This window comes from Aeromonas sp. DNP9, from assembly GCF_001728955.1.
In the GTDB taxonomy this organism is placed as follows: Bacteria; Pseudomonadota; Gammaproteobacteria; order Enterobacterales; family Aeromonadaceae; genus Aeromonas; species Aeromonas veronii.
Genome location: NZ_LYSQ01000018.1, coordinates 16,428 through 35,308, shown reverse-complemented (window position 1 = coordinate 35,308; position 18,881 = coordinate 16,428). Strand labels below are relative to the sequence as shown.

Here is an 18,881-nt window from a genome sequence, read left to right as displayed (position 1 = left end):
ACCCGGATTATTTCGAATTGATACCCCCCGCTCAAGAGACCATACATGAGCCAGCATATTGAACTGACAGGCGAATTCCAGGATCACCAATTCGGGCAGCGACTCGACCAGGCCCTGGCCGAATTGTTTCCAGACTACTCCCGCACCCGCATCAAGGAGTGGATTTTACAGGACAGAGTGACCCTGGACGGTCAGGTTGCCAACACCCCGCGCGAGAAGATTCTGGCCGGGCAGCAGGTGCATGTGAATGTCGAGCTGGAAGATGATACTCGCTGGGATGCCCAGGATATCGAGCTCAACATAGTTTACGAAGATGAACACATTCTGGTGATCGACAAACCGGCCGGACTGGTGGTTCACCCGGGCGCAGGTACGCCGGATGGCACCATCCTCAACGCCCTGCTGCACCGCTACCCCGGCATTGCCGAGGTACCCCGCGCCGGTATCGTGCACCGTCTGGATAAAGACACCACAGGTTTGATGGTGGTTGCCAAAACTGTACCCGCCCAGACCCATCTGGTGGAAGCGTTGCAGGCGCGCCAGATCACCCGTGAGTACGAAGCGATCGCCATCGGTCACATGACCGCAGGTGGCACCGTCGATGCGCCCATCGGCCGTCACCCGACCCAGCGTACCCATATGGCCGTGGTGCCCAATGGTCGTCCTTCCGTGACCCACTACCGGGTTCACGAGAAGTTCCGTGGCCACACCCGTCTGCGTCTGCGTCTGGAGACCGGCCGTACCCACCAGATCCGTGTCCACATGGCGCACATCAAACACCCGCTGGTGGGCGATCCCGCTTACGGTGGCCGTCTGCGCCCGCTGCGCAACGCGACCCCCGAGCTGACCCAGGCACTGCGCAACTTCAACCGTCAGGCGCTGCATGCCACCATGCTGCAACTGGCTCACCCCATCACGGGGGAAGTGATGCAGTGGCACTCAGCTACACCGCAAGACATGGTGGAGCTGATGGAAGTGCTGCGCGCGGATACTCTCGCCAATCCGGATGATTTAGTCTGGAACTGATGCGATAGGGCCTGCTGCGTCGGTTTCTGGCGTCATCCGGCCCGAACAGATGCCAAACGGGGTTCCCTTGCAGGAGCCCCGTTTTTATATCGGTGAATTGAAGGAGTCACAGATGAAATGGATCGAACCCGACTGGCCAGCCCCGGCGTGTGTCAGGGCGTTGTCGACCACCCGGGATGGCGGCGTCAGTGAAGGGGTCTTTACCGGTCTCAATCTGGGCGCCCATGTGGGTGACGAACCGGCGCGAGTCGAGGCTAATCGTGTTCGCTTGCAGCAGGCAGCCGCCATCCCGGGGCCCCTTAACTGGCTCAATCAGGTGCACGGCACCGTGGTTCATCCGGTCAGCAGCCATTATCAGCCTGCACCGGATGCCGATGCCGCCTGCGCCCATGAGGCGGAGCTGGCCTGCATCGTGATGACCGCCGACTGTCTGCCGGTGTTGTTCTGCGATCGGGCAGGTACCGTAGTGGCTGCCGCTCACGCGGGCTGGCGTGGCCTGAAAGAGGGCGTATTGGAGGCAAGCATCGCCGCCATGGGCTGCGAGCCGGGCGAGATCCTGGCCTGGCTTGGCCCGGCCATCGGCCCCACTGCATTTGAAGTGGGTGGCGAGGTGCGCGAGGCCTTTATGGCTGAGCAGGCTGAAGCGGTCGCGGCTTTCGTGCCTTCCGCCAACGACGGCAAATGGTTGGCGGATATCTACCAGCTGGCCCGGCTGCGCCTCGCCCGCGCTGGCGTTACCGCCGTCTATGGTGGCGAATACTGCACCTTCAGCGACAGCGAGCAGTTCTACTCTTATCGTCGCGACGGCCAGACCGGTCGCATGGCCTCCCTCATCTGGTTGGCCCGCTAAGCAATCACCCGCCAAGTAATAGCCCGTCTCTCTCAAGAGCAGATCCGTATGAGAGAGGCGGGGATCCTGCCTCCTCCCCGCTTTGCAGAAAAAATAACCAGTCCATGCCCTTGAAATAGCCCGTACGGGCCTCATCTTTCATCTCAGAAAGTTATGTTGTTTGCCGCGCAAGCGGCGTCTGCCTGTTTGAAGGGGGAGTGCAATGCGCCTCGATCGCCTTACCAGCAAATTCCAGATTGCTATTTCCGATGCCCAGTCTCTTGCGCTGGGTCGTGACCACCAATTCATCGAACCCGTTCACCTGATGACCGCGTTGGTCAATCAGGATGGCGGCTCTATCCGTCCGCTGTTGACCCTGACCGGGCTGGATATCAATTCTCTGCGCTCGCGCCTCGGTGAGGAGCTGGATCGCCTGCCGCGCGTCAGCGGCGTAGAAGGGGACGTGCAGCTCTCCAACGGCCTCGGCCGCCTGCTCAACGTCTGCGACAAATTGGCCCAGCAGCGCAAGGATCAGTTCATCTCCTCCGAGCTGTTCGTGCTGGCTGCCCTCGACGAGAAGGGGACGCTGGGCGAGCTGCTGCGCGCCCAGGGGCTGACCAAGGAAAAACTCGAAGCGGCCATCGACAAGGTGCGTGGCGGCAAGAAGGTGGAAGATGCCAACGCCGAGGAGAACCGTCAGGCGCTGGAGAAGTACACCATCGATCTGACTGAGCGGGCCGAAATCGGCAAACTCGACCCGGTGATCGGCCGTGATGACGAGATCCGCCGTACCATTCAGGTGCTGCAACGCCGCACCAAGAACAACCCCGTGCTGATCGGTGCCCCCGGTGTCGGTAAAACCGCCATCGTCGAGGGGTTGGCTCAGCGCATCATCAACGGCGAAGTGCCGGAAGGGCTCAAGAACAAGCGGGTGCTGTCGCTGGACATGGGGGCGCTGGTGGCCGGTGCCAAGTATCGCGGTGAGTTTGAAGAGCGGCTCAAGGCCGTACTGACCGATCTCGCCAAGGAGGAGGGCAATGTCATCCTCTTTATCGACGAGTTGCACACCATGGTCGGCGCCGGCAAGGGCGAAGGGGCCATGGACGCGGGCAACATGCTGAAACCTGCGCTGGCCCGTGGCGACCTGCACTGCGTCGGTGCCACCACCCTGGATGAGTACCGTCAGTACATCGAGAAAGATGCCGCGCTGGAGCGCCGTTTCCAGAAGGTGCTGGTGGAAGAGCCGAGCGTGGAGGACACTATCGCCATTCTGCGCGGCCTGAAAGAGCGTTACGAGCTGCACCACCATGTGCAGATCACCGATCCTGCCATCGTGGCGGCGGCCCAGCTGTCGCACCGCTACATTGCGGATCGCCAGCTGCCGGACAAGGCTATCGACCTTATCGATGAGGCGGCAGCCAGCATCCGGTTGCAGATCGACTCCAAGCCCGAGGCGCTCGATCGCCTCGAGCGGCGCATCATCCAGCTCAAGCTGGAGCAGCAGGCGCTGATGAAGGAGGACGACGACGCCAGCCGCAAGCGTCTGGAGCTGATCAATCAGGAGATTGGCGAGAAGGATCGGGAATACAACGAGCTGGACGAGGTGTGGAAGGCCGAGAAGGCCGCCCTTGCCGGCACCCAGCATATCAAGGCGGTCCTCGAGCAGGCACGTCAGGATCTCGATGTGGCGCGCCGGGCAGGCGACCTGGGCCGGATGTCCGAGCTGCAGTACGGCCGCATTCCGGAGCTGGAGAAACAGCTGGATCTCGCCACTCAAGCCGAGATGCAGGAGACCAGTCTGCTGCGCAACCGGGTCACCGACGTGGAGATTGCAGACGTCTTGGCGCGCTGGACCGGTATTCCGGTCGCCCGCATGCTGGAAGGAGAGCGCGACAAGCTGTTGCGGATGGAAGATCAGTTGCACAGCCGGGTGATTGGTCAGGAAGAGGCGGTTGATGCCGTCTCCAACGCCATTCGTCGCTCCCGTGCCGGTCTCTCCGATCCGAATCGCCCCATCGGCTCCTTCCTGTTCCTGGGGCCCACCGGGGTGGGCAAGACCGAGTTGTGCAAGGCGCTGGCGGAGTTCCTGTTCGATACCCAGGATGCCATGGTGCGGATCGATATGTCCGAGTTCATGGAGAAACACAGCGTGGCCCGTCTGGTGGGGGCGCCTCCCGGATACGTGGGTTATGAAGAGGGTGGTTATCTGACCGAGGCGGTGCGCCGTCGTCCCTACTCGGTGATCCTGCTGGACGAGGTGGAGAAGGCACATCCGGATGTGTTCAACATCCTGTTGCAGGTGCTGGATGATGGCCGCCTGACCGATGGTCAGGGTCGCACCGTCGATTTCCGCAACTCGGTGGTGATCATGACCTCCAACCTCGGGTCGGATCTGATTCAGGAGCACCACTCCGAGAAGGATTACGACGAGATGAAGGCCATGCTGATGGATGTGCTGACCCGCAGTTTCCGGCCGGAATTTATCAACCGGATCGACGAGACCGTGGTGTTCCATCCGCTTGGCGAGGAGCACATCAAGTCCATCGCCCGCATCCAGCTCAAGAGCCTGATGGGCCGTCTCGAGGCTCAGGGCTACGAGGTGGAGGTGAGCGAAGCGCTGCTCGAGAAGCTGGTGCATGCCGGGTTCGACCCCGTCTACGGGGCGCGGCCTCTCAAACGGGCGATCCAGCAGAAGGTGGAGAACCCGCTGGCGCAGGCCCTGCTCTCCGGCCGCATCGTGCCGGGCAAAAAACTGGTGCTGGGGGCCGACAGCAACGGCCTCACCATGACCCAGTAACCGATCTCGTGTCGATGTTTGCAACGCCAGCCCTCGGGCTGGCGTTGTCATATCTGGTGGCGGGGATTCGGGCGCAAAAAAAACGGCAATCCGAAGATTGCCGAGAGGAATGTAGTGACGCGACCTGACGTGGGTTGAGCGGGTCGCAGGGGCAAGCCCCCGATTTCGAAACAAAGCCGCTAACGGCCTTGCGTCTTACAGCCTGCCGGGGATGCGCTCGCTCAACCCCGACGGCCACCTGCCTGTTGCCATGCCGGCTGAGATGGCGCCGGCATGGCCTTCATTCGTTACAGCATGCCTTGCACGGCAGCTTTCATCTCGGCTGGCCAGACGCCGACCTGCACCTGACCGATATGCTCTTTTTGCAGCAGCAGCATGGCCAGACGGGATTGGCCGATGCCACCGCCGATGGTCTGCGGCATCCGTGCGGCCAGCAGATCCTGATGCCAGTCGTACTGCAGGCGATCCTCGTCGCCTGTGATAGCCAGCTGACGGCGCAGCGCCTCGGCATCGACCCGGATCCCCATGGAGGAGATCTCGAAGCTGTCTTGCAGTACCGGGTTCCACACCAGAATGTCACCGTTCAGACCGGCCAGACCCAGCTCGCTGTGGCTGCTCCAGTCGTCATAGTCCGGGGCGCGCACATCGTGGCGTTCGCCGTGGGAGAGGGCACCGCCGATGCCAATCAGGAACACGGCCCCCAGCTCTTTGGCGATGGCACGCTCGCGCCCCTTGGCATCGAGATCCGGGTAACGGGCCAGCAGCTCTTCGCTGTGCAGGAACTGGATCTCGGCTGGCAGGAAGGGGGTCAGCTCATGTTCGGCGCAGACTGCGCGCTCGGTGGCCTTGATGGCGGCCCAGATGCCGCGCACGGTTTCCTGCAGATAGGCCAGATCGCGGCGCTCGCTCGGCATCACCTTCTCCCAGTCCCATTGATCCACGTAGACCGAGTGGATAGGGGTGAGCTTGTCTTCATCCGGACGCAGCGCTTTCATGTGGGTGTAGATCCCTTCACCCGGGCCGAACCCGAAGCGACCGAGAGTCTGGCGCTTCCACTTGGCCAGTGAATGGACCACTTCGTAGCTGTGCTCCGGCAGGGTTTTCACCTTGACCTGCACTGCATTCTCGTGGCCAGAGAGGTTGTCCTGAGTGCCATCACCGACCCGGCTCAGAATGGGGGCTTGCACCTCCATCAGACCCAGTTGCTGGGCGAGTTGGCGGGAGAACATCTCTTTGACGAAGCTGATCTGCTGTTGGCTGCGAATGTAGTGCTGTTTCATGCTGAATTCCTGTTTCAAACCCCGTTGGATGTGGTGATTCTTCAACGGAATGCCAACTAAATTCAATATTCGATAATAGAAATAGGCTTTGTGTATTTTTTTCTTCAAAATAAGCCGTTGTTTAATGAGGTATCGTCAACGGGAGTGCAAAAAAATGCCGGAAAATTACCGGATCGATAATCTCGATCAGGCCATCCTCACCGCTCTGATGGAAAATGCGCGGATCCCTTACGCCGAACTTGCGAAACAACTGGCGGTCAGCCCGGGCACCATCCATGTGCGGGTGGAGAAGATGAAACAGGCGGGGATCATCGAGGGGACACGGGTGCAGGTTAACCCCAAGAAGCTGGGTTACGACGTCTGCTGCTTTATCGGGATCAATCTGAAGAGTGCCAAGGATTACCCCTCGGCACTGGCCAAGCTGCAGGCGCTGGACGAGGTGGTGGAGGCCTACTACACCACCGGCCACTACAGCATCTTCATGAAGGTGATGACCCGCTCCATCGACGAGCTGCAGATAGTGCTGATCAACAAGATCCAGACTATCGACGAGATTCAGTCCACTGAAACCCTGATCTCGCTGCAGAATCCGATTCTGCGGGACGTGAAGCCCTGACCGGCTGATCAGGGTTCGATATAGGGGATGGCGTACTTGTCGTAGAGGGCCTTGAGGCTGCCGTTTCGCTTCATGCGCAGCAGTTCGGCATCGTAGGCCGCCATCAGGGCGGGGGTCTGTGCATCCGCTCGTGCGCGGGCCCAGGTGTTGAAGTAGGGGCTGCTCTTGAGCGGTTTGGGCAGGTAATCGACCTTGCCCGTCAGCCCCTCCTCCTTGATTTGGGTGAAGGCGGTGACCAGCGGCATGGGCACGGTATCGATCCGTCCGGCCAGCAGTTTACGCAGTTGCAGCTGGTTCATGGTGATCTTCTGAAACTGATAGGCCGGGTCGGTCATGGCCGCTGCCAGTTCAGGGGTGTAGGAGAAATCCTTGGTCACGCCGATGCGCCAGGGTTTGAGATCGGCCAGCGTTTCGTAGCGGATCTTCATCAGGTCCGCCTTGCGCACGAAGAAGTGCCAGCTGTGGCGAAGATGGGCCTGTTGGGGATAGATGAGATAACTCTCCCGCTCCGCCTTGTAGGAGTGGGTCATCACCAGGTCGCAGGCGCCGGTTTCGGCATTACGGGTGAGGCGGGCGCCGGAGTCGGCCAGCTCGATCCGAAAAGGCGTCTCCAGCTTGTCGAAGATGGCGGTGACTATGTCGATATCGAGCCCACGGGGTTTCTGATCGGCATCGAGAAACTTGAGCGGGGGCTCCATGGTGCCGCAGATCACCAGCTCTTTGGCGGGCAATCCGAGTGGAAACAGCAACCAAAACAGGGGGATCACACGCAAACTACGTCTCCTGAGCCCGTTTGAAGATATTCCAAGACCTGATTCCAGTATATTGGATGGCACCTGATCCGTTAGAAGCGACTATTTATGGCAAATCCTGAAATCGAGAGCCCGCTGGACGGGATCGACAAGTTGACCGTCTCGCTCTACCGCCTTGGCTTGAGTGCGGCTGCCCTGTTGCTGCTTTGCCGCGGTGCGGCGCTGCTGAGCGGGATGGCATTGCTCCCGTCGGCACAATGGTTGATGTCGCTGGCAGTGGCAAGCGCAATCTGCGGCTTCTCGCTGCATATCTACGACAAGCGGATTCGCCTGATTCTGCAGGGATTTGGTTGGGGCGCGCTGGCCCTGGCTGCGGTAGGGGCACCGGATGCGCTGGTGCTGGGAGCGGCCTTGGCGACCCTCTCCGGGCTGGCGTTCAAGGAGCAGTTTTGCTTCGCCATTCCCGGCATCAAGCTGGTGCCCGTATTGCTGCCGGCGTTATGGCTGCTGGAGTGGTTGCGGGTGGAGTGGGCCGCCGCACTGGTGGCGCTGGTCTGCGGGGCCCTGTTGACCTTGCTGGCGCTGGCCAAGTGGCGGATGCCCCTGCACTTCGATATCGGTGACAAGGGGCGTTACCAGATCTAGGTCTGCTGGCACACCTTCATCTGCTGGTTGAGGGCCTCCATCACCTGACGGCGGCTGATGATGCCGATCACCTTGCCCTGTTGCAGCACCGGGTAGATCTTGGGTTTGGCGTCGGCCATCTGGCGAGCCAGCTCCAGAATGCTCTCATCCGGCCCGACCGAGAGGGGCGAGCGGTTCATCAGATCCTCCACCTGGGTGCGGGTATCGCAGTGGTAGCTGCCGGTGAGCAGGCTGGGGATGCAATCTTGTTCGGAAAGAAAGCCGATCAGCCGTTTCTGCTCATCCAGCACCGGCAGGCCGCCAAGACCCGATTGATGCAGGCGATCCAGCGCTTCTGCCAGGCCGAGTCCGGCAGTGAGGGAGTGGGTCAGGCGACCCATGTGGTGGTGTACTTTCAGCATGGTGGTGACTCCGCAAGAGGGGATGTCGCCACTATGACGCGGGCGAGTGGCCCGTGACCAATGGCTTGTGCCGCAGGGATTGATAGGCACAAGCCATCGGCGGTGATCCGCTGGCAGGCGGGCTTCGTTCATGCAAGACCATGAAAGGGAAAGGAGATCGTATGCGTGCATTGGTTACGGGCTGCGGCCGTCGACTCGGATTTTATCTCTGTGAACAGCTGATGGCCGCGGGCTGGCAGGTGACGGGCAGTTATCGCAGCGAGCGGCCGGAGCTGGCCACGCTGGCTGCATTGGGGGTCGAACTGGTGCAGGCGGATTTTGGTCGGGAAGAGGACGTTGGCAAGCTGATCGATGTGCTGGCGACCCATCAGGATCTGACGCTGGTGATCCACAACGCCTCGGCCTTCGAGCCGCAGGCAACTGATCCGGCGGCGCAACTGGCCCAGTTCGAGCAGTTCTACCGGGTACACATGGCTGCCCCCTTCCAGCTAAACCAGGCGCTGGCCCCCCGGCTGGCCAGCAATCCCAACGCCAGCATCATTCACATCACCGATATCTATATCCATGCCCCGGCCCCCCGTTTTGCCAGCTATGTAGCGACCAAGGCGGGAGCCCATTCGCTGGCCATGAGCTTTGCCCGGGAGCTGGCGCCTGCGGTGCGGGTCAACACAATAGAGCCGGGCCCCATTCTGTTTCTCGACGAGCATGACGAGGCATGGCGCCAGCAGGTGTTGGCGAAAACACCGCTGGCGCGGGAGGGAGGGCTTGAGCCCATTTGGCAGGCGGTGCAGTTACTGATGGGGAATAGTTATATGACGGGGGCCTGCATCAAGGTAGATGGCGGGCGTGCGCTGGCCACCCTCTGAAGGCTTGCCAAGCACCAGCGGCTCCAGCCCGACCTGCCGAGTCAGCAAGCCCTTGCCGGGTTTGAGCGTGCCCGACGGGGCGGGGAGCGTCACTTGCAGCGCCACCTTGGGGTCATGCACCTCACCATGGCCATAGAGCTCGGCCAGCAGCTCCGCCAGATAGGAATCGACCTCTGCCGTGGCAAAGTCACCGCTCCTGTCGCTGGCCAGAATATCGATGTCGAGCGGCCGGTCGTGCACCTTGCAGAGCGGATCGCTGCGATCCCGGCCGTGAGCTACCTCGAGGGCGACAAAGTGCTGCTTGAGGCGGGCGGCATCGAGCGGGCTCTCCACTACCAGCAGGCAGTTGAGAAAGTCGTGGCTGGAGTGCATTCCCACCGGCTTGGTGCGGATCACCGAACTCAGCCGCAGGGGACCGATGTTCGCAAACAGCTCGGCCAGTGCGCGGCTGACATGGATATGCGGGTCAATATTGGAACCAATGCTACACAGATAGAACATGCTCACCTTCCCTGGGTTGGGCTCATCTGAAATGTATACGCAGCTCACGGTTATCGGATTAACTATGGCTTAACATTGTCTTATCTATTGTGATCCGGCACTGATTGGCAGAAAGGAGGTTTGCATGAGTGTGGAGCTGAAATGGGCGCTGTTGACCGCCTCGGGCGCGCTGGCGATGATCATGATTATCTGTCTGGCCTCTGTCGCGTTGGCGTGAATCACCACAATCCAGATAATACAAACCGGCCTGTTGGCCGGTTTTGTTTTTTGGGGCGGTGCGGCTATGCTGGCGCACCGGTGAGAATGCAAGAGAAGAGATGATGACCAAGGTTCGCCCACGCTCCCTGCTGCAGGTGGTATTGATGGGATTTGTGCTGGTGTTGATGCCGCTGGGCGGCATGATCTGGCACAACAGCACCTCCCTTGCCCACCTCAGTCAGCTCACCAGCGACGAGATGGAGCGGGCGGTCAAGGATACCCGCCGCGCCACCCTGCTGACGGCGCAAGCCATCGATATCGAACGAACCTTGCGCCGCTTCGCGGTGCTGGGGGATCGCCGCAGTCTCACCAGCTACCAGCAGCAACTCGACGGGTATCGGGTGTTGCTGGCGGAACACCGCAACTCCATCACCGACGGCCAGCTTTACAGTGGGCTCGATCAGGGGCTGGCCTGGCTCGACAGCCTGCAGGATGCCGCCTTGGCCCGGGCTGCGGTAGCGGGGGACAAGCTCGAGCAGTTCAACGATGCCAACAAGCAGCTCGAAATAGTCACCCGCAGCCGGGTTGACGAACACATGGATCGGGTGCAGCTCACCATCGCCGGACTGACCAGCGAGCTCTGGTGGGTGAGCGGTGCGGTAGCGGCGCTCAGCCTGCTGATGGTCTTTATCTTCACCTACCTCATCATCCACCCGGTACGACAGATTGAGTCGCGCATCTTGAGCCTGGGAGCCGGGGTCGAACCCGATCCCAAGCCGGTTGACGGCCCTGCCGAGCTGGTCTTGCTGGGGGAGCGGATCGTCTGGCTGCACGACAAACTCAAAGAACTGGAGCTGCAGAAATACCAGTTCCTGCGCCATGTTTCCCACGAACTCAAGACCCCGTTGGCGGTGCTGCGGGAGGGGACGGATCTGCTCTGCGAGCAGCTGGTCGGGCCTTTGACGCCGGATCAGCTGGAGATCTGCCAGATGCTCGACGAGAACAGTCGGCGTTTGCAGACCCTGATCGAGCGGCTGCTCGATTTCAACCGGCTCAGTCAGCAGGAGGCCTTCGAACTGGAGCCCGTCCCCCTGCTGCCGATGTTGTCGGAACTTTCTGCAGAGTACCGGCTGGCATTGGAGTCCAAGCAGATCCGTGTACACTTGCCGACCGTGCCGGTTACCCTGTGGGCGGAGCCCTACCGGCTACGGCTGATCCTCGATAACCTCTTCTCCAACGCCGTCAGTTACGGCGCCAGCGGGGGCAATATCTGGATCAGGGCAGGGCAGGATGAACAGATAAGCTGGCTGGAAGTGGCCAACGAGGGGCCCAAGATCCCCGTGGCCGATCAGCAACGCATTTTTGAACCCTTCGAGCAGGGCAGCACAGTGCGGCAAGGCCTCCTGAAAGGCTCTGGCATGGGCCTCTCCATCGCCCGCGAGTCTGCCAACAGCCTGGGGGGGGAACTGGTTCTGGTAGAGGATGAACAGGCTGATGTCTGCTTCAGGTTGACGTTGAAATGAGGACTATGAAGATACAACGCGTATTTCCAGCTCTGATGGCAGGGCTGCTCGCGGGTTGCTCCTTGCTGCCGCAACAGGCAGAGCGGGAGTCCTCCGATATCGCTTTTGCCAAGCGGATGGAGTTTGCCAACAAGGAGATGCAGGTGCGTCTGCAATACTCCGACTGGCTGCTGGCCAGCCACCCCCAGCAACGGGTGCAGGAGCGTCAGCGTCTGAAAGGGGCCGACGATCTGGAGAGCCGGGTCAGTCTGGCCATGGTGGACTCCCACCCCGCCGAGTCGGTGGCCAATCGCACCGCCGGTCTGGCGCGCCTGAAGCAGATGCTGCCCGAACTGGGTCTCGATGCGCAGGCCTTTTTACGTAGCTGGATCGCCCTCGGCGAGCAGCTGCTGGCTCGCGACAGCCGTCGCGATGACCAGAGTCAGGAGATCCAGCGGCTGCGCCGCCAGATCGAGCAGCTGACCGCTATCGACGACCAGCTCAACCAGCGCAAGCTGAACGAGAATCGTGAGGTAATACCATGAGCCGGATCCTGTTGGTGGATGACGACGTCAGCCTGCTCAAACTGATGAGCATGCGGCTGCGCAGTCAGGGTTATGAAGTGGATACCGCCGACAGTGCGGAAGGGGCCCTCGACCGGTTGCGTCAGCAACGGGCCGATCTGGTGCTGAGCGATCTGCGGATGGCCGGCATGGACGGTCTGGCGCTGTTCGAGCGGATCCAGGCTCAGTGGCTGGGGTTGCCGGTGATCATCATGACCGCCCACGGCACCATCCCGGACGCCATTCAGGCGACCCGCTCCGGGGTCTTCAGCTTTCTGACCAAACCCATCAACAAGGATGAGCTGTTCGCCACCATCGAACATGCGTTGAGTCTGACCCGGCCGAAACAGCAGCAGGAGTGGCAGTCGCTGATCCTGACCCGCAATCCCCAGCTGGAACAGCTGCTGATCCAGGCCCATAGCATTGCGACCATGGAGGTGCCGGTGCTGATCATGGGGCCGTCAGGCTCCGGCAAGGGGGCGATGGCGCAGGCGCTGCATCAGGCCAGCCAGCGGCGCGACAAGCCGCTTCATACCATCAACTGTGCCGCCATTCCGTGGGCGTCACTCGACTTGCAGCTGTTTGGTGAAGATGGCCAGTCCGGTCTGTTCGAGCAGGCCAAGGGGGCGACCCTGTTTCTCGACGAGATTGGCAGCCTCTCCGAATCCCTGCAGGCCAAGCTGCTGCAGGTGATGGAGGAGTATGGTCAGGGCACGCCGGAGGTGCGGGTGCTCAGCTCCAGCCATCAGGATCTGGTCAAGGCGATGGAGGAGGGGCGCTTTCGGGAAGATCTCTTCTACCGTCTCAACGTCGCCAATATCACCTTGCCGTCTCTCAGTGCCCGCAGCGAGGATATCCCCCTGCTGGCCCGTCAGGCGCTCGACGATTACCGTAGCCGCCACAGCGACTGCGCCGCCATGGGTTTTTCGCCCGAGTCGCTGGCGATGCTGGCGGCCGCTGCCTGGCCCGGCAACGTGCGCCAGCTCTGCAACGTGGTGGAGCAGCTCGCCAGCCTCTGTTGCAGTCCGGTGATCGGGGTCTCCATGGTGGAGTCTGCTCTGAGTGGCGGCGGCGGTGGCATCCCTTCGTTCAACGAGGCGCGGGCCGAATTCGAGAAGGAGTATCTGATCCGTTTGCTGCGCACCACCGAGGGCAATGTGACCCTGGCGGCCAACATGGCGGGCAGAAACCGTACCGATTTCTACAAATTATTGAATCGGCACGGTATTGAAGCAGCAAACTTCAAATCGAAGGGATAAATCAGGCGGGATCAACCACCGCCGGAGCGGCATCGGCTTTTTGAGTTTTATGGGAGAGCCAGAGGCCGCTCGCCTTCATCAGGTAACCGAACAAGGCGCCAATGATGAGGGAGGGCAGGATCAGCCGCCACTCGCCAGCCGCTCCGAAGGTGGCACAGCAACCGGCAAAGGTGCCGGGAATGTAGCCGAGCCACTGCTGCTTGGCCTGTACACACATCAGGGTGGCGACCACCCCCGTCATCACATAACCCGCCACACCCGCTCCCCACAGACTGTCGCCATGGATCAGCAGCAGTGCCCACAGCATGCCGCTGGTGTTGCAGAAGATGGTCTGCAGCAGCGCCTTGTAGCCACCGCTTGACGCGAAATAGCTGGTGCAGCCGAGAAAGCCGACCCAGGAGATAAGGCCGAACGCGACGGCAATCCAGCCCCAGACGGCGGAGAGAATTCCAGTGGTGATGGCGATGGCGATCAGTGGGCTCATGGGGCGACTCTTCAGTTGGCTTCGCAAAATGGGCAGCCTACCCCCGGCAATCGGGGCGGCAAGCGGGGGCCGAATTGTGTGTGATCTTCATCACCCTTTTCAACTCAGGAATACGCTTGCGCTCGCGAAAAAAATTCATTGGTGACCGACCTGACAGTCGGCCATAGTTAGAGGCCCTGTCCTGCTCATGGAGTGAGTCTGATGGCGCCAAATGTGATCGTTCCCCTGCTGGTGTTCGTAGTCCTGTTTCTGGTCGGCACCATGGCCAAGGCACTGCCCCTGCACCACATGATGTAAATTTGTGTGAAATAAAAATCTGCCGGGGTGGGTCTTATCCATACTGTCTCACTCAGCCCCGGGAGTTTTTCATGTTGATCAAGCGTCGTACCGCCCACCCTCTCACCGAACAGGATGTCACCCCGGAAGCCGTCTATCAGGACCGCCGCCTTATTCTCAAGGGGCTGGGTCTGGGCGCGGCTACTCTGGCGTTTCCCACTCAGGCCGGTGTACTCGATCTGCTGCGCGGTAAAGAGGATGCTCCCCAATTAGCTACCAGGCCGCTTAACAGCAAGCCTGCGGAGCGCCCGGCCAATCTGGTGCTGACACCGGAAGAGAAGGCAACCAGTTACAACAACTTCTATGAGCTGGGCACCGACAAGTCCGACCCGGCTCGCAACGGCCATTACCTCAAGCCCGAACCCTGGACCCTCAAGGTGGAGGGGGAGGTGGCCAAGCCCTTTACCCTCGATGTGTGGGATCTCATCAACAAGAGCGAGCTGGAGGAGCGGATCTACCGGCTGCGCTGCGTCGAAGCCTGGTCCATGGTGTTGCCCTGGAATGGTATCTCGCTGGCAGAGATCATCCGCCGTGCCGAGCCCACCAGTCGCGCCAAGTTTGTCGCCTTCGAAACTCTGTTTGATCCGAAACAGCTGCCGGGTCAGGCCTCCAGTCTGGGGGGCGGCATCGAGTATCCCTACGTCGAAGGGCTGCGTATCGACGAGGCGATGCACCCTCTCTCTTTCCTTGCGATGGGGCTCTACGGCAAGACCCTGCCCGCCCAGAATGGCGCGCCGATCCGGTTGGTAGTGCCGTGGAAGTACGGCTTCAAGAGCATCAAGAGCATCGTCTCGATCCGGCTGGTAGAGGAGATGCCGCCGACCACCTGGAACCTGCTGGCTCCCAACGAATATGGCTTCTACGCCAACGTCAATCCGCAGGTGGATCACCCGCGCTGGAGTCAGGCCAGCGAGCGGTTCATCGGCGAGGGCGGAGTGTTTGGCGCCAAGCGTCAGCCGACCCTGATGTTCAATGGCTATGGTGACGAAGTCGCCTCGCTCTATCAGGGGATGGATCTGCGCCAATGGTACTGAGATTGAAACCGGCCCATATCAGCGGCCTGCGGGCGCTGGTGCATCTGGGCTCCTTGGGTTTCCTGCTCTGGCTGGGGTTTGCCATTCCGGCAGGTCTGCTGGGGGGCGATCCGGTGCCAGAGCTTATCCACTACCTCGGCAAGGGGGCGCTCAACCTGCTGCTGCTCACCCTGCTGGTGTCGCCGCTGGCCAAGCGTTGGCGGCAGGGGCAGCTCATCAAGCTGCGCCGTCCCCTCGGGCTCTGGTGTTTTGCTTGGGCGCTGCTCCACTTCATGGCGTGGCTGGGGCTGGATCTGCAGTTTGACTGGGGGCTGATTGGCGGCGAGCTGGTCAAGCGCAGCTACATAGTGGTGGGGATGGTGGCCCTGTTGCTACTGGCCGCCCTCAGCATCACTTCGCTGCCCGCATTGCAGCGCCGCATGGGCGCCGCATGGCAGAAGCTGCACAACTGGGTCTATGCCATCGCCCTGCTGGTGCCGGTGCATTACTGGTGGTCGCTCAAGAGCGGTTGGGGGGAGCCTCTCATCTACCTGCTGCTGGCCTGCGCCCTGCTCTGGCCGAGGCGGGAGAAGCTGCTGCGCCCCATGCGGGGACGCTGGAATGCAAAAGAGGCCTAATCGGCCTCTTGTTGTTTGATCTCGCCAGTGTAGGCATCGACGATGAGATGCACCTTCTGATCCTGGCGATTGAGGGTTTTGACCTCGAATTTATCGCCGTCCAGCTCCACTTCCCGAATGTCGTGATACCCTTGCGCCAGCAGGAGTTTGACCAGCCCGGCCATGTCGAGACGGCTCTGGGCCGCCCAGCTTGTGGCACTCAACAGGCAAAGGATCAGCAGGAAACTGCGCGGGATCATATTCATTCCGGATTCATGGCTGGCAGACTATAAACGCCATTATGTTAGGTTTTTGGAGATGAATCATCCATGAATAGAGCGCTCCCTCTGCTTGGGTTATTGCTGCCGTTGCTGGCACAGGCGGTCACGCCTGATGAAGCCCAGCTGCAGCAAGCTGTCCATGAGGGACGGGTTCGGCCCTTCCATGAAATGATGGAGGTGGCGGCCAGATTGCCGGTGCGGGTGTTGCGGGTGGATCTGGGGGAAGAGGATGGTATCTGGCTCTATGAACTGCGAGTCATCGATCGGGAGAATAGCGTAATCAAGGTGGCCTATCGGGCTGACAACCTTGAGCTGGTGTGGGCCAAGGGCCACCATCTGGAGCGGCTGTTCGAACCGCCAAAGCCCCCGGTCGAGGATGATGAATAACCCCTGTGTGGAAGCCTGTTCATGCGAATTCTGATTGTTGAAGACGAAAAAATTCTGGCTGGCCAGCTGGCCGAACAGCTGCGCCTTTCCGGCTTTGTCACCGACCTCTGCCACGATGGCAACGAGGCCGGTTTTCTCGGCGAGACCGAACCTTACGATGCCATCATTCTCGACCTCGGCCTGCCGGGGCGCGATGGCCTGAGCGTGCTGAAAGAGTGGCGCAGCAAGGGGATCGATACCCCTGTACTGGTGCTGACCGCCCGTGGCCAGCTGCACGAGAAGATCGAGGGGCTCAACGCCGGTGCCGATGACTACCTTACCAAGCCGTTCCAGGTAGCCGAGCTGGTGGCGCGGGTCCATGCGCTGGTGCGCCGGGCGGCAGGCAACGCCAGCTCCATTCTGGAGATTGGCGGAGTGCGGCTCGACATGGCGGCGTCTCAGGTGTGGTACGAAGGAACCCCCATCAAGCTGACCGCCCACGAGTTCCGGGTGCTGGGTTACCTGATGCAGCACAGGGGCAAGGTGGTGTCGCGCAGCGAGCTGATCGACCACATCTATGCTCAGGATTTTGACCGTGACTCCAATACCGTGGAGGTGTTCATCGGCCGGATCCGCAAGAAAACCAACCCCGATCTGATTGAGACAGTGCGCGGCCTCGGGTACCGGATCAACGAATGAGGCTGGTGAGAACCCTGCGGGGGCGACTGGTCGCCATCGCGCTGGTGTGGTGCGGGCTGTTTTTGTTCGCCACCGGTTTCAGCCTGCAGACAATGATGCGCAACTACTGGCAGGAGGCGGAGGCCGACGGCCTTCGCCTGCAGCTTTATGATCTGCTCTCCCGGCTGGAAGTGGCCAAAACCGGCCTGCCGGTGGTCACCGGCTCCCTCTCCGATCCCCGCTTCAATCAACCCTACTCCGGCTACTACTGGCAGCTGGAGCTGGGCCGCGATGTGGTGGGGCGCTCCCGCTCCCTGTGGGATACCAACCTGAAGAGCGACGGCCTCAAGTCGGCGTTTGGCGACCCCGACCTCTTCTTTGGCAAGGGGCCCAACAAGGAGCCGCTGCTGATCATGACCCGGGCCGTGCTGCTGCCGGGCTCGGATCGGCTGTTTACCCTGGTGATGGCGAAAGACAGCAGTGCCCTGACCCAGACCCTCAACAAGACCCGCATCAGCCTGTTCCTCGGCCTCGGCTTTGCCGCGACCGGTCTGGTGCTCGGCTTCATGTTCCAGATTGTCTACGGCTTGCGCCCCTTAAACCTGCTGCGGCGGGAGCTGGGGCGGGTCCATCAGGGCCATCAGGAGGGGTTCCGGCTGCGCTATCCGCTGGAGATCCAGCCGTTGGTGGAGGATATCAACCGGCTGCTGCACCACTACGGCGAACTGTTGCAACGGGCCCGCTCCCACACCGGCAATCTGGCCCACGCCCTCAAGACGCCGCTCAGCATCATGCGCAATCAGGTGGCCCAGCTCTCGCCCGAGGATCAGGCCGCCATCGGCGAGCAGCTCGACCAGATCCAGCGCCACATCGATTACCACCTCGGCAAGGCGCGGGTGACCGGCGCCGCCAAGATCCTCGGGGTCTCGACCCCGGTGCGGGCGCGGGTGGAGTACATCTGCCGCGCCTTCTCCCGCCTCTATCCGGGCAAGACGGTGGACTTGCAGGTGCCGGCCGAACTGGCGGTCGGGGTGGAGGAGCAGGATTTCGACGAGATGGTGGGCAACCTGCTGGAGAACGCCTTCAAGTGGTCTGCCAGCGAGCTGCGCATCTCCAGCGCCGAGCTGGGGGGCTGGATCACCTTGCGCATTGAGGATGACGGCCCCGGCATGAGCGAGGATCAGATCGCCAAGGCGGTGCTGCGCGGGGTGCGGCTCGACGAGAAGGTGCCGGGCTCGGGCCTTGGCCTCAACATCGTCTCCGATCTGGCGGAAGCCTACCGCGGCAGCTTCATCATGGGGCGCGCCGAACTGGGCGGGCTGGCAGCGTCACTCTCGCTGCCCAAGGTGGCAAGAGTGGAGAGCTAGGCATAAGATATGGCACCTGTTTTAGCCTGAGGAAGAGAACCATGACTGATGATCCATGGGCACTGTGTCACCTCGACGACTCATTCGATGCTTCTGTTCTGGGGATCAAGGGTGCCCAGATCCAGTGGTTTGAAGACAGGGATGGCCTGATCGCGTTCCTTCTGGAAGATTTTGTCGACCTGCTGGCCGATGTGGGCGAGCTGGACGAGGAGCAGACCGAGCAGGCGCGCGAGCGGTTCACCCTGCTGGTGGAGCAGAGCTTTGACGATCGCACCCTGATGGATGCCATCAACGATCTCGCCTCCGGCCTGCGTCGCATCGCCTGGTTGGGGCCGCTCTCGGAGCTGGCCGAGATCAGCGACGAGTTTGCCTCCGGCCTGCGTCGCTATTTCTGGAGCCAGTACGACGGGGATGAAGATGACCCGGACGCCTGGGTGCCAGAAGAGCTGTGGCCGCAACTGGTTGAGTGCGCGCAGGAGTATATGGAGGAAGGGGAGTTCTAAA

At 61.2% G+C, this 18,881-nt stretch carries 22 protein-coding genes; 16 read left to right on the top strand and 6 right to left on the bottom strand.

Going from position 1 to position 18,881, the window contains the following annotated elements; all coding sequences use genetic code 11:
- Window positions 1–45: 45 nt before the first annotated feature.
- From rluD to clpB, 3 genes are all read left to right on the top strand, one after another.
- Window positions 46–1,026 carry a 23S rRNA pseudouridine(1911/1915/1917) synthase RluD gene (rluD, locus tag A9G06_RS13480; RefSeq protein ID WP_005339771.1) on the top strand — a complete coding sequence of 327 codons (981 nt, stop codon included), beginning with the start codon at window positions 46–48 and terminating at the stop codon, window positions 1,024–1,026.
- A gap of 112 nt (window positions 1,027–1,138) precedes the next feature.
- A complete protein-coding gene (pgeF, locus tag A9G06_RS13475; protein WP_069555562.1) occupies window positions 1,139–1,876 on the top strand; it encodes a peptidoglycan editing factor PgeF in 738 nt (245 codons plus the stop codon).
- Between the two features lie 202 nt (window positions 1,877–2,078).
- On the top strand, window positions 2,079–4,652 hold the full coding sequence (gene clpB / locus A9G06_RS13470) for an ATP-dependent chaperone ClpB (protein WP_069555561.1): 2,574 nt from the start codon (window positions 2,079–2,081) through the stop codon (window positions 4,650–4,652).
- Window positions 4,653–4,939: 287 nt separating this feature from the next.
- On the opposite strand, the gene asnA is transcribed toward clpB, so the two are convergent.
- Window positions 4,940–5,932 (bottom strand): aspartate--ammonia ligase, encoded by a 993-nt coding sequence (gene asnA / locus A9G06_RS13465; RefSeq protein WP_021231465.1) that lies wholly within the window; start codon window positions 5,930–5,932, stop codon window positions 4,940–4,942.
- A gap of 154 nt (window positions 5,933–6,086) precedes the next feature.
- Between asnA and asnC the strand changes: the two genes are divergently transcribed.
- Complete coding sequence (gene asnC / locus A9G06_RS13460; RefSeq protein WP_005339783.1) at window positions 6,087–6,548, top strand: transcriptional regulator AsnC; 462 nt, start codon at window positions 6,087–6,089, stop codon at window positions 6,546–6,548.
- 8 nt (window positions 6,549–6,556) lie between these two features.
- On the opposite strand, the gene A9G06_RS13455 is transcribed toward asnC, so the two are convergent.
- Complete coding sequence (locus A9G06_RS13455; protein ID WP_069555560.1) at window positions 6,557–7,321, bottom strand: ABC transporter substrate-binding protein; 765 nt, start codon at window positions 7,319–7,321, stop codon at window positions 6,557–6,559.
- An 87-nt stretch (window positions 7,322–7,408) separates the two neighbouring features.
- Between A9G06_RS13455 and A9G06_RS13450 the strand changes: the two genes are divergently transcribed.
- Window positions 7,409–7,945, top strand: a complete 537-nt coding sequence (locus A9G06_RS13450) for a DUF2301 domain-containing membrane protein (RefSeq protein ID WP_005357578.1) — start codon at window positions 7,409–7,411, stop codon at window positions 7,943–7,945.
- Here A9G06_RS13450 and A9G06_RS13445 read toward each other — a convergent pair.
- Complete coding sequence (locus A9G06_RS13445) at window positions 7,942–8,346, bottom strand: CBS domain-containing protein (protein WP_069555559.1); 405 nt, start codon at window positions 8,344–8,346, stop codon at window positions 7,942–7,944. The two genes, A9G06_RS13450 and A9G06_RS13445, sit on opposite strands and share 4 nt — an antisense overlap.
- A gap of 161 nt (window positions 8,347–8,507) precedes the next feature.
- Here A9G06_RS13445 and A9G06_RS13440 point away from each other — a divergent pair, with 161 nt between their 5' ends.
- Window positions 8,508–9,212 (top strand): SDR family oxidoreductase, encoded by a 705-nt coding sequence (locus A9G06_RS13440; protein ID WP_069555558.1) that lies wholly within the window; start codon window positions 8,508–8,510, stop codon window positions 9,210–9,212.
- Here A9G06_RS13440 and A9G06_RS13435 read toward each other — a convergent pair.
- On the bottom strand, window positions 9,138–9,713 hold the full coding sequence (locus tag A9G06_RS13435; RefSeq protein ID WP_069555557.1) for a 2-amino-4-hydroxy-6-hydroxymethyldihydropteridine diphosphokinase: 576 nt from the start codon (window positions 9,711–9,713) through the stop codon (window positions 9,138–9,140). The two genes, A9G06_RS13440 and A9G06_RS13435, sit on opposite strands and share 75 nt — an antisense overlap.
- A gap of 124 nt (window positions 9,714–9,837) precedes the next feature.
- Here A9G06_RS13435 and A9G06_RS21980 point away from each other — a divergent pair, with 124 nt between their 5' ends.
- The 4 genes from A9G06_RS21980 to A9G06_RS13420 all read left to right on the top strand — a co-directional run bounded on the left by A9G06_RS21980 (window position 9,838) and on the right by A9G06_RS13420 (window position 13,235).
- Entirely contained in the window at window positions 9,838–9,930 is a 93-nt protein-coding gene (locus A9G06_RS21980; protein ID WP_005339800.1) for a YnhF family membrane protein, read from the top strand.
- A 103-nt stretch (window positions 9,931–10,033) separates the two neighbouring features.
- Window positions 10,034–11,434, top strand: a complete 1,401-nt coding sequence (locus A9G06_RS13430; RefSeq protein ID WP_047440386.1) for a HAMP domain-containing sensor histidine kinase — start codon at window positions 10,034–10,036, stop codon at window positions 11,432–11,434.
- A gap of 5 nt (window positions 11,435–11,439) precedes the next feature.
- Window positions 11,440–11,958, top strand: a complete 519-nt coding sequence (locus A9G06_RS13425; protein WP_013724185.1) for a hypothetical protein — start codon at window positions 11,440–11,442, stop codon at window positions 11,956–11,958.
- A complete protein-coding gene (locus A9G06_RS13420) occupies window positions 11,955–13,235 on the top strand; it encodes a sigma 54-interacting transcriptional regulator (RefSeq protein WP_005339807.1) in 1,281 nt (426 codons plus the stop codon). The genes A9G06_RS13425 and A9G06_RS13420 overlap by 4 nt, the downstream gene beginning before the upstream one ends.
- A 1-nt stretch (window position 13,236) precedes the next feature.
- On the opposite strand, the gene A9G06_RS13415 is transcribed toward A9G06_RS13420, so the two are convergent.
- Window positions 13,237–13,719 (bottom strand): DUF1097 domain-containing protein, encoded by a 483-nt coding sequence (locus A9G06_RS13415; protein WP_005339809.1) that lies wholly within the window; start codon window positions 13,717–13,719, stop codon window positions 13,237–13,239.
- Between the two features lie 368 nt (window positions 13,720–14,087).
- On the opposite strand from A9G06_RS13415, the gene msrP reads away from it, so the two are divergent.
- Together msrP and msrQ are read left to right on the top strand one after the other, a co-directional pair.
- Entirely contained in the window at window positions 14,088–15,089 is a 1,002-nt protein-coding gene (gene msrP, locus A9G06_RS13410) for a protein-methionine-sulfoxide reductase catalytic subunit MsrP (protein ID WP_064338937.1), read from the top strand.
- A complete protein-coding gene (gene msrQ, locus A9G06_RS13405; protein WP_069555556.1) occupies window positions 15,080–15,706 on the top strand; it encodes a protein-methionine-sulfoxide reductase heme-binding subunit MsrQ in 627 nt (208 codons plus the stop codon). Before msrP ends, msrQ begins: the two co-directional genes overlap by 10 nt.
- On the opposite strand, the gene A9G06_RS13400 is transcribed toward msrQ, so the two are convergent.
- Complete coding sequence (locus tag A9G06_RS13400; protein ID WP_069555555.1) at window positions 15,703–15,951, bottom strand: PepSY domain-containing protein; 249 nt, start codon at window positions 15,949–15,951, stop codon at window positions 15,703–15,705. The genes msrQ and A9G06_RS13400 overlap by 4 nt on opposite strands.
- A gap of 63 nt (window positions 15,952–16,014) precedes the next feature.
- Between A9G06_RS13400 and A9G06_RS13395 the strand changes: the two genes are divergently transcribed.
- From A9G06_RS13395 to A9G06_RS13380, 4 genes are read left to right on the top strand one after another with little or no spacing between them, the layout of a single operon-like run.
- Window positions 16,015–16,353 (top strand): PepSY domain-containing protein, encoded by a 339-nt coding sequence (locus tag A9G06_RS13395; RefSeq protein ID WP_005341875.1) that lies wholly within the window; start codon window positions 16,015–16,017, stop codon window positions 16,351–16,353.
- Window positions 16,354–16,374: 21 nt separating this feature from the next.
- Complete coding sequence (locus A9G06_RS13390) at window positions 16,375–17,031, top strand: response regulator transcription factor (RefSeq protein ID WP_005339826.1); 657 nt, start codon at window positions 16,375–16,377, stop codon at window positions 17,029–17,031.
- Window positions 17,028–18,377 carry a sensor histidine kinase gene (locus A9G06_RS13385; RefSeq protein ID WP_069555554.1) on the top strand — a complete coding sequence of 450 codons (1,350 nt, stop codon included), beginning with the start codon at window positions 17,028–17,030 and terminating at the stop codon, window positions 18,375–18,377. Before A9G06_RS13390 ends, A9G06_RS13385 begins: the two co-directional genes overlap by 4 nt.
- 41 nt (window positions 18,378–18,418) lie before the next feature.
- Complete coding sequence (locus tag A9G06_RS13380) at window positions 18,419–18,880, top strand: hypothetical protein (protein WP_069555553.1); 462 nt, start codon at window positions 18,419–18,421, stop codon at window positions 18,878–18,880.
- The last annotated feature ends 1 nt before the right edge of the window (window position 18,881 follow it).

Excerpts from the sequence above, each read along its gene's own strand:
- A9G06_RS13380 (WP_069555553.1), top strand. The coding sequence starts at position 18,419 with ATGACTGATGATCCATGGGCACTGTGTCACCTCGACGACTCATTCGAT.
- msrP (WP_064338937.1), top strand. The coding sequence starts at position 14,088 with ATGTTGATCAAGCGTCGTACCGCCCACCCTCTCACCGAACAGGATGTC.
- clpB (WP_069555561.1), top strand. The coding sequence starts at position 2,079 with ATGCGCCTCGATCGCCTTACCAGCAAATTCCAGATTGCTATTTCCGAT.
- A9G06_RS13420 (WP_005339807.1), top strand. The coding sequence starts at position 11,955 with ATGAGCCGGATCCTGTTGGTGGATGACGACGTCAGCCTGCTCAAACTG.
- A9G06_RS13450 (WP_005357578.1), top strand. The coding sequence starts at position 7,409 with ATGGCAAATCCTGAAATCGAGAGCCCGCTGGACGGGATCGACAAGTTG.
- A9G06_RS13400 (WP_069555555.1), bottom strand. The coding sequence starts at position 15,951 with ATGAATATGATCCCGCGCAGTTTCCTGCTGATCCTTTGCCTGTTGAGT.
- asnA (WP_021231465.1), bottom strand. The coding sequence starts at position 5,932 with ATGAAACAGCACTACATTCGCAGCCAACAGCAGATCAGCTTCGTCAAA.
- A9G06_RS13430 (WP_047440386.1), top strand. The coding sequence starts at position 10,034 with ATGACCAAGGTTCGCCCACGCTCCCTGCTGCAGGTGGTATTGATGGGA.
- A9G06_RS13445 (WP_069555559.1), bottom strand. The coding sequence starts at position 8,346 with ATGCTGAAAGTACACCACCACATGGGTCGCCTGACCCACTCCCTCACT.
- A9G06_RS13395 (WP_005341875.1), top strand. The coding sequence starts at position 16,015 with ATGAATAGAGCGCTCCCTCTGCTTGGGTTATTGCTGCCGTTGCTGGCA.
- rluD (WP_005339771.1), top strand. The coding sequence starts at position 46 with ATGAGCCAGCATATTGAACTGACAGGCGAATTCCAGGATCACCAATTC.
- A9G06_RS13425 (WP_013724185.1), top strand. The coding sequence starts at position 11,440 with ATGAAGATACAACGCGTATTTCCAGCTCTGATGGCAGGGCTGCTCGCG.
- msrQ (WP_069555556.1), top strand. The coding sequence starts at position 15,080 with ATGGTACTGAGATTGAAACCGGCCCATATCAGCGGCCTGCGGGCGCTG.
- A9G06_RS13440 (WP_069555558.1), top strand. The coding sequence starts at position 8,508 with ATGCGTGCATTGGTTACGGGCTGCGGCCGTCGACTCGGATTTTATCTC.
- A9G06_RS13385 (WP_069555554.1), top strand. The coding sequence starts at position 17,028 with ATGAGGCTGGTGAGAACCCTGCGGGGGCGACTGGTCGCCATCGCGCTG.
- A9G06_RS13390 (WP_005339826.1), top strand. The coding sequence starts at position 16,375 with ATGCGAATTCTGATTGTTGAAGACGAAAAAATTCTGGCTGGCCAGCTG.
- A9G06_RS13415 (WP_005339809.1), bottom strand. The coding sequence starts at position 13,719 with ATGAGCCCACTGATCGCCATCGCCATCACCACTGGAATTCTCTCCGCC.
- A9G06_RS21980 (WP_005339800.1), top strand. The coding sequence starts at position 9,838 with ATGAGTGTGGAGCTGAAATGGGCGCTGTTGACCGCCTCGGGCGCGCTG.
- asnC (WP_005339783.1), top strand. The coding sequence starts at position 6,087 with ATGCCGGAAAATTACCGGATCGATAATCTCGATCAGGCCATCCTCACC.
- pgeF (WP_069555562.1), top strand. The coding sequence starts at position 1,139 with ATGAAATGGATCGAACCCGACTGGCCAGCCCCGGCGTGTGTCAGGGCG.
- A9G06_RS13435 (WP_069555557.1), bottom strand. The coding sequence starts at position 9,713 with ATGTTCTATCTGTGTAGCATTGGTTCCAATATTGACCCGCATATCCAT.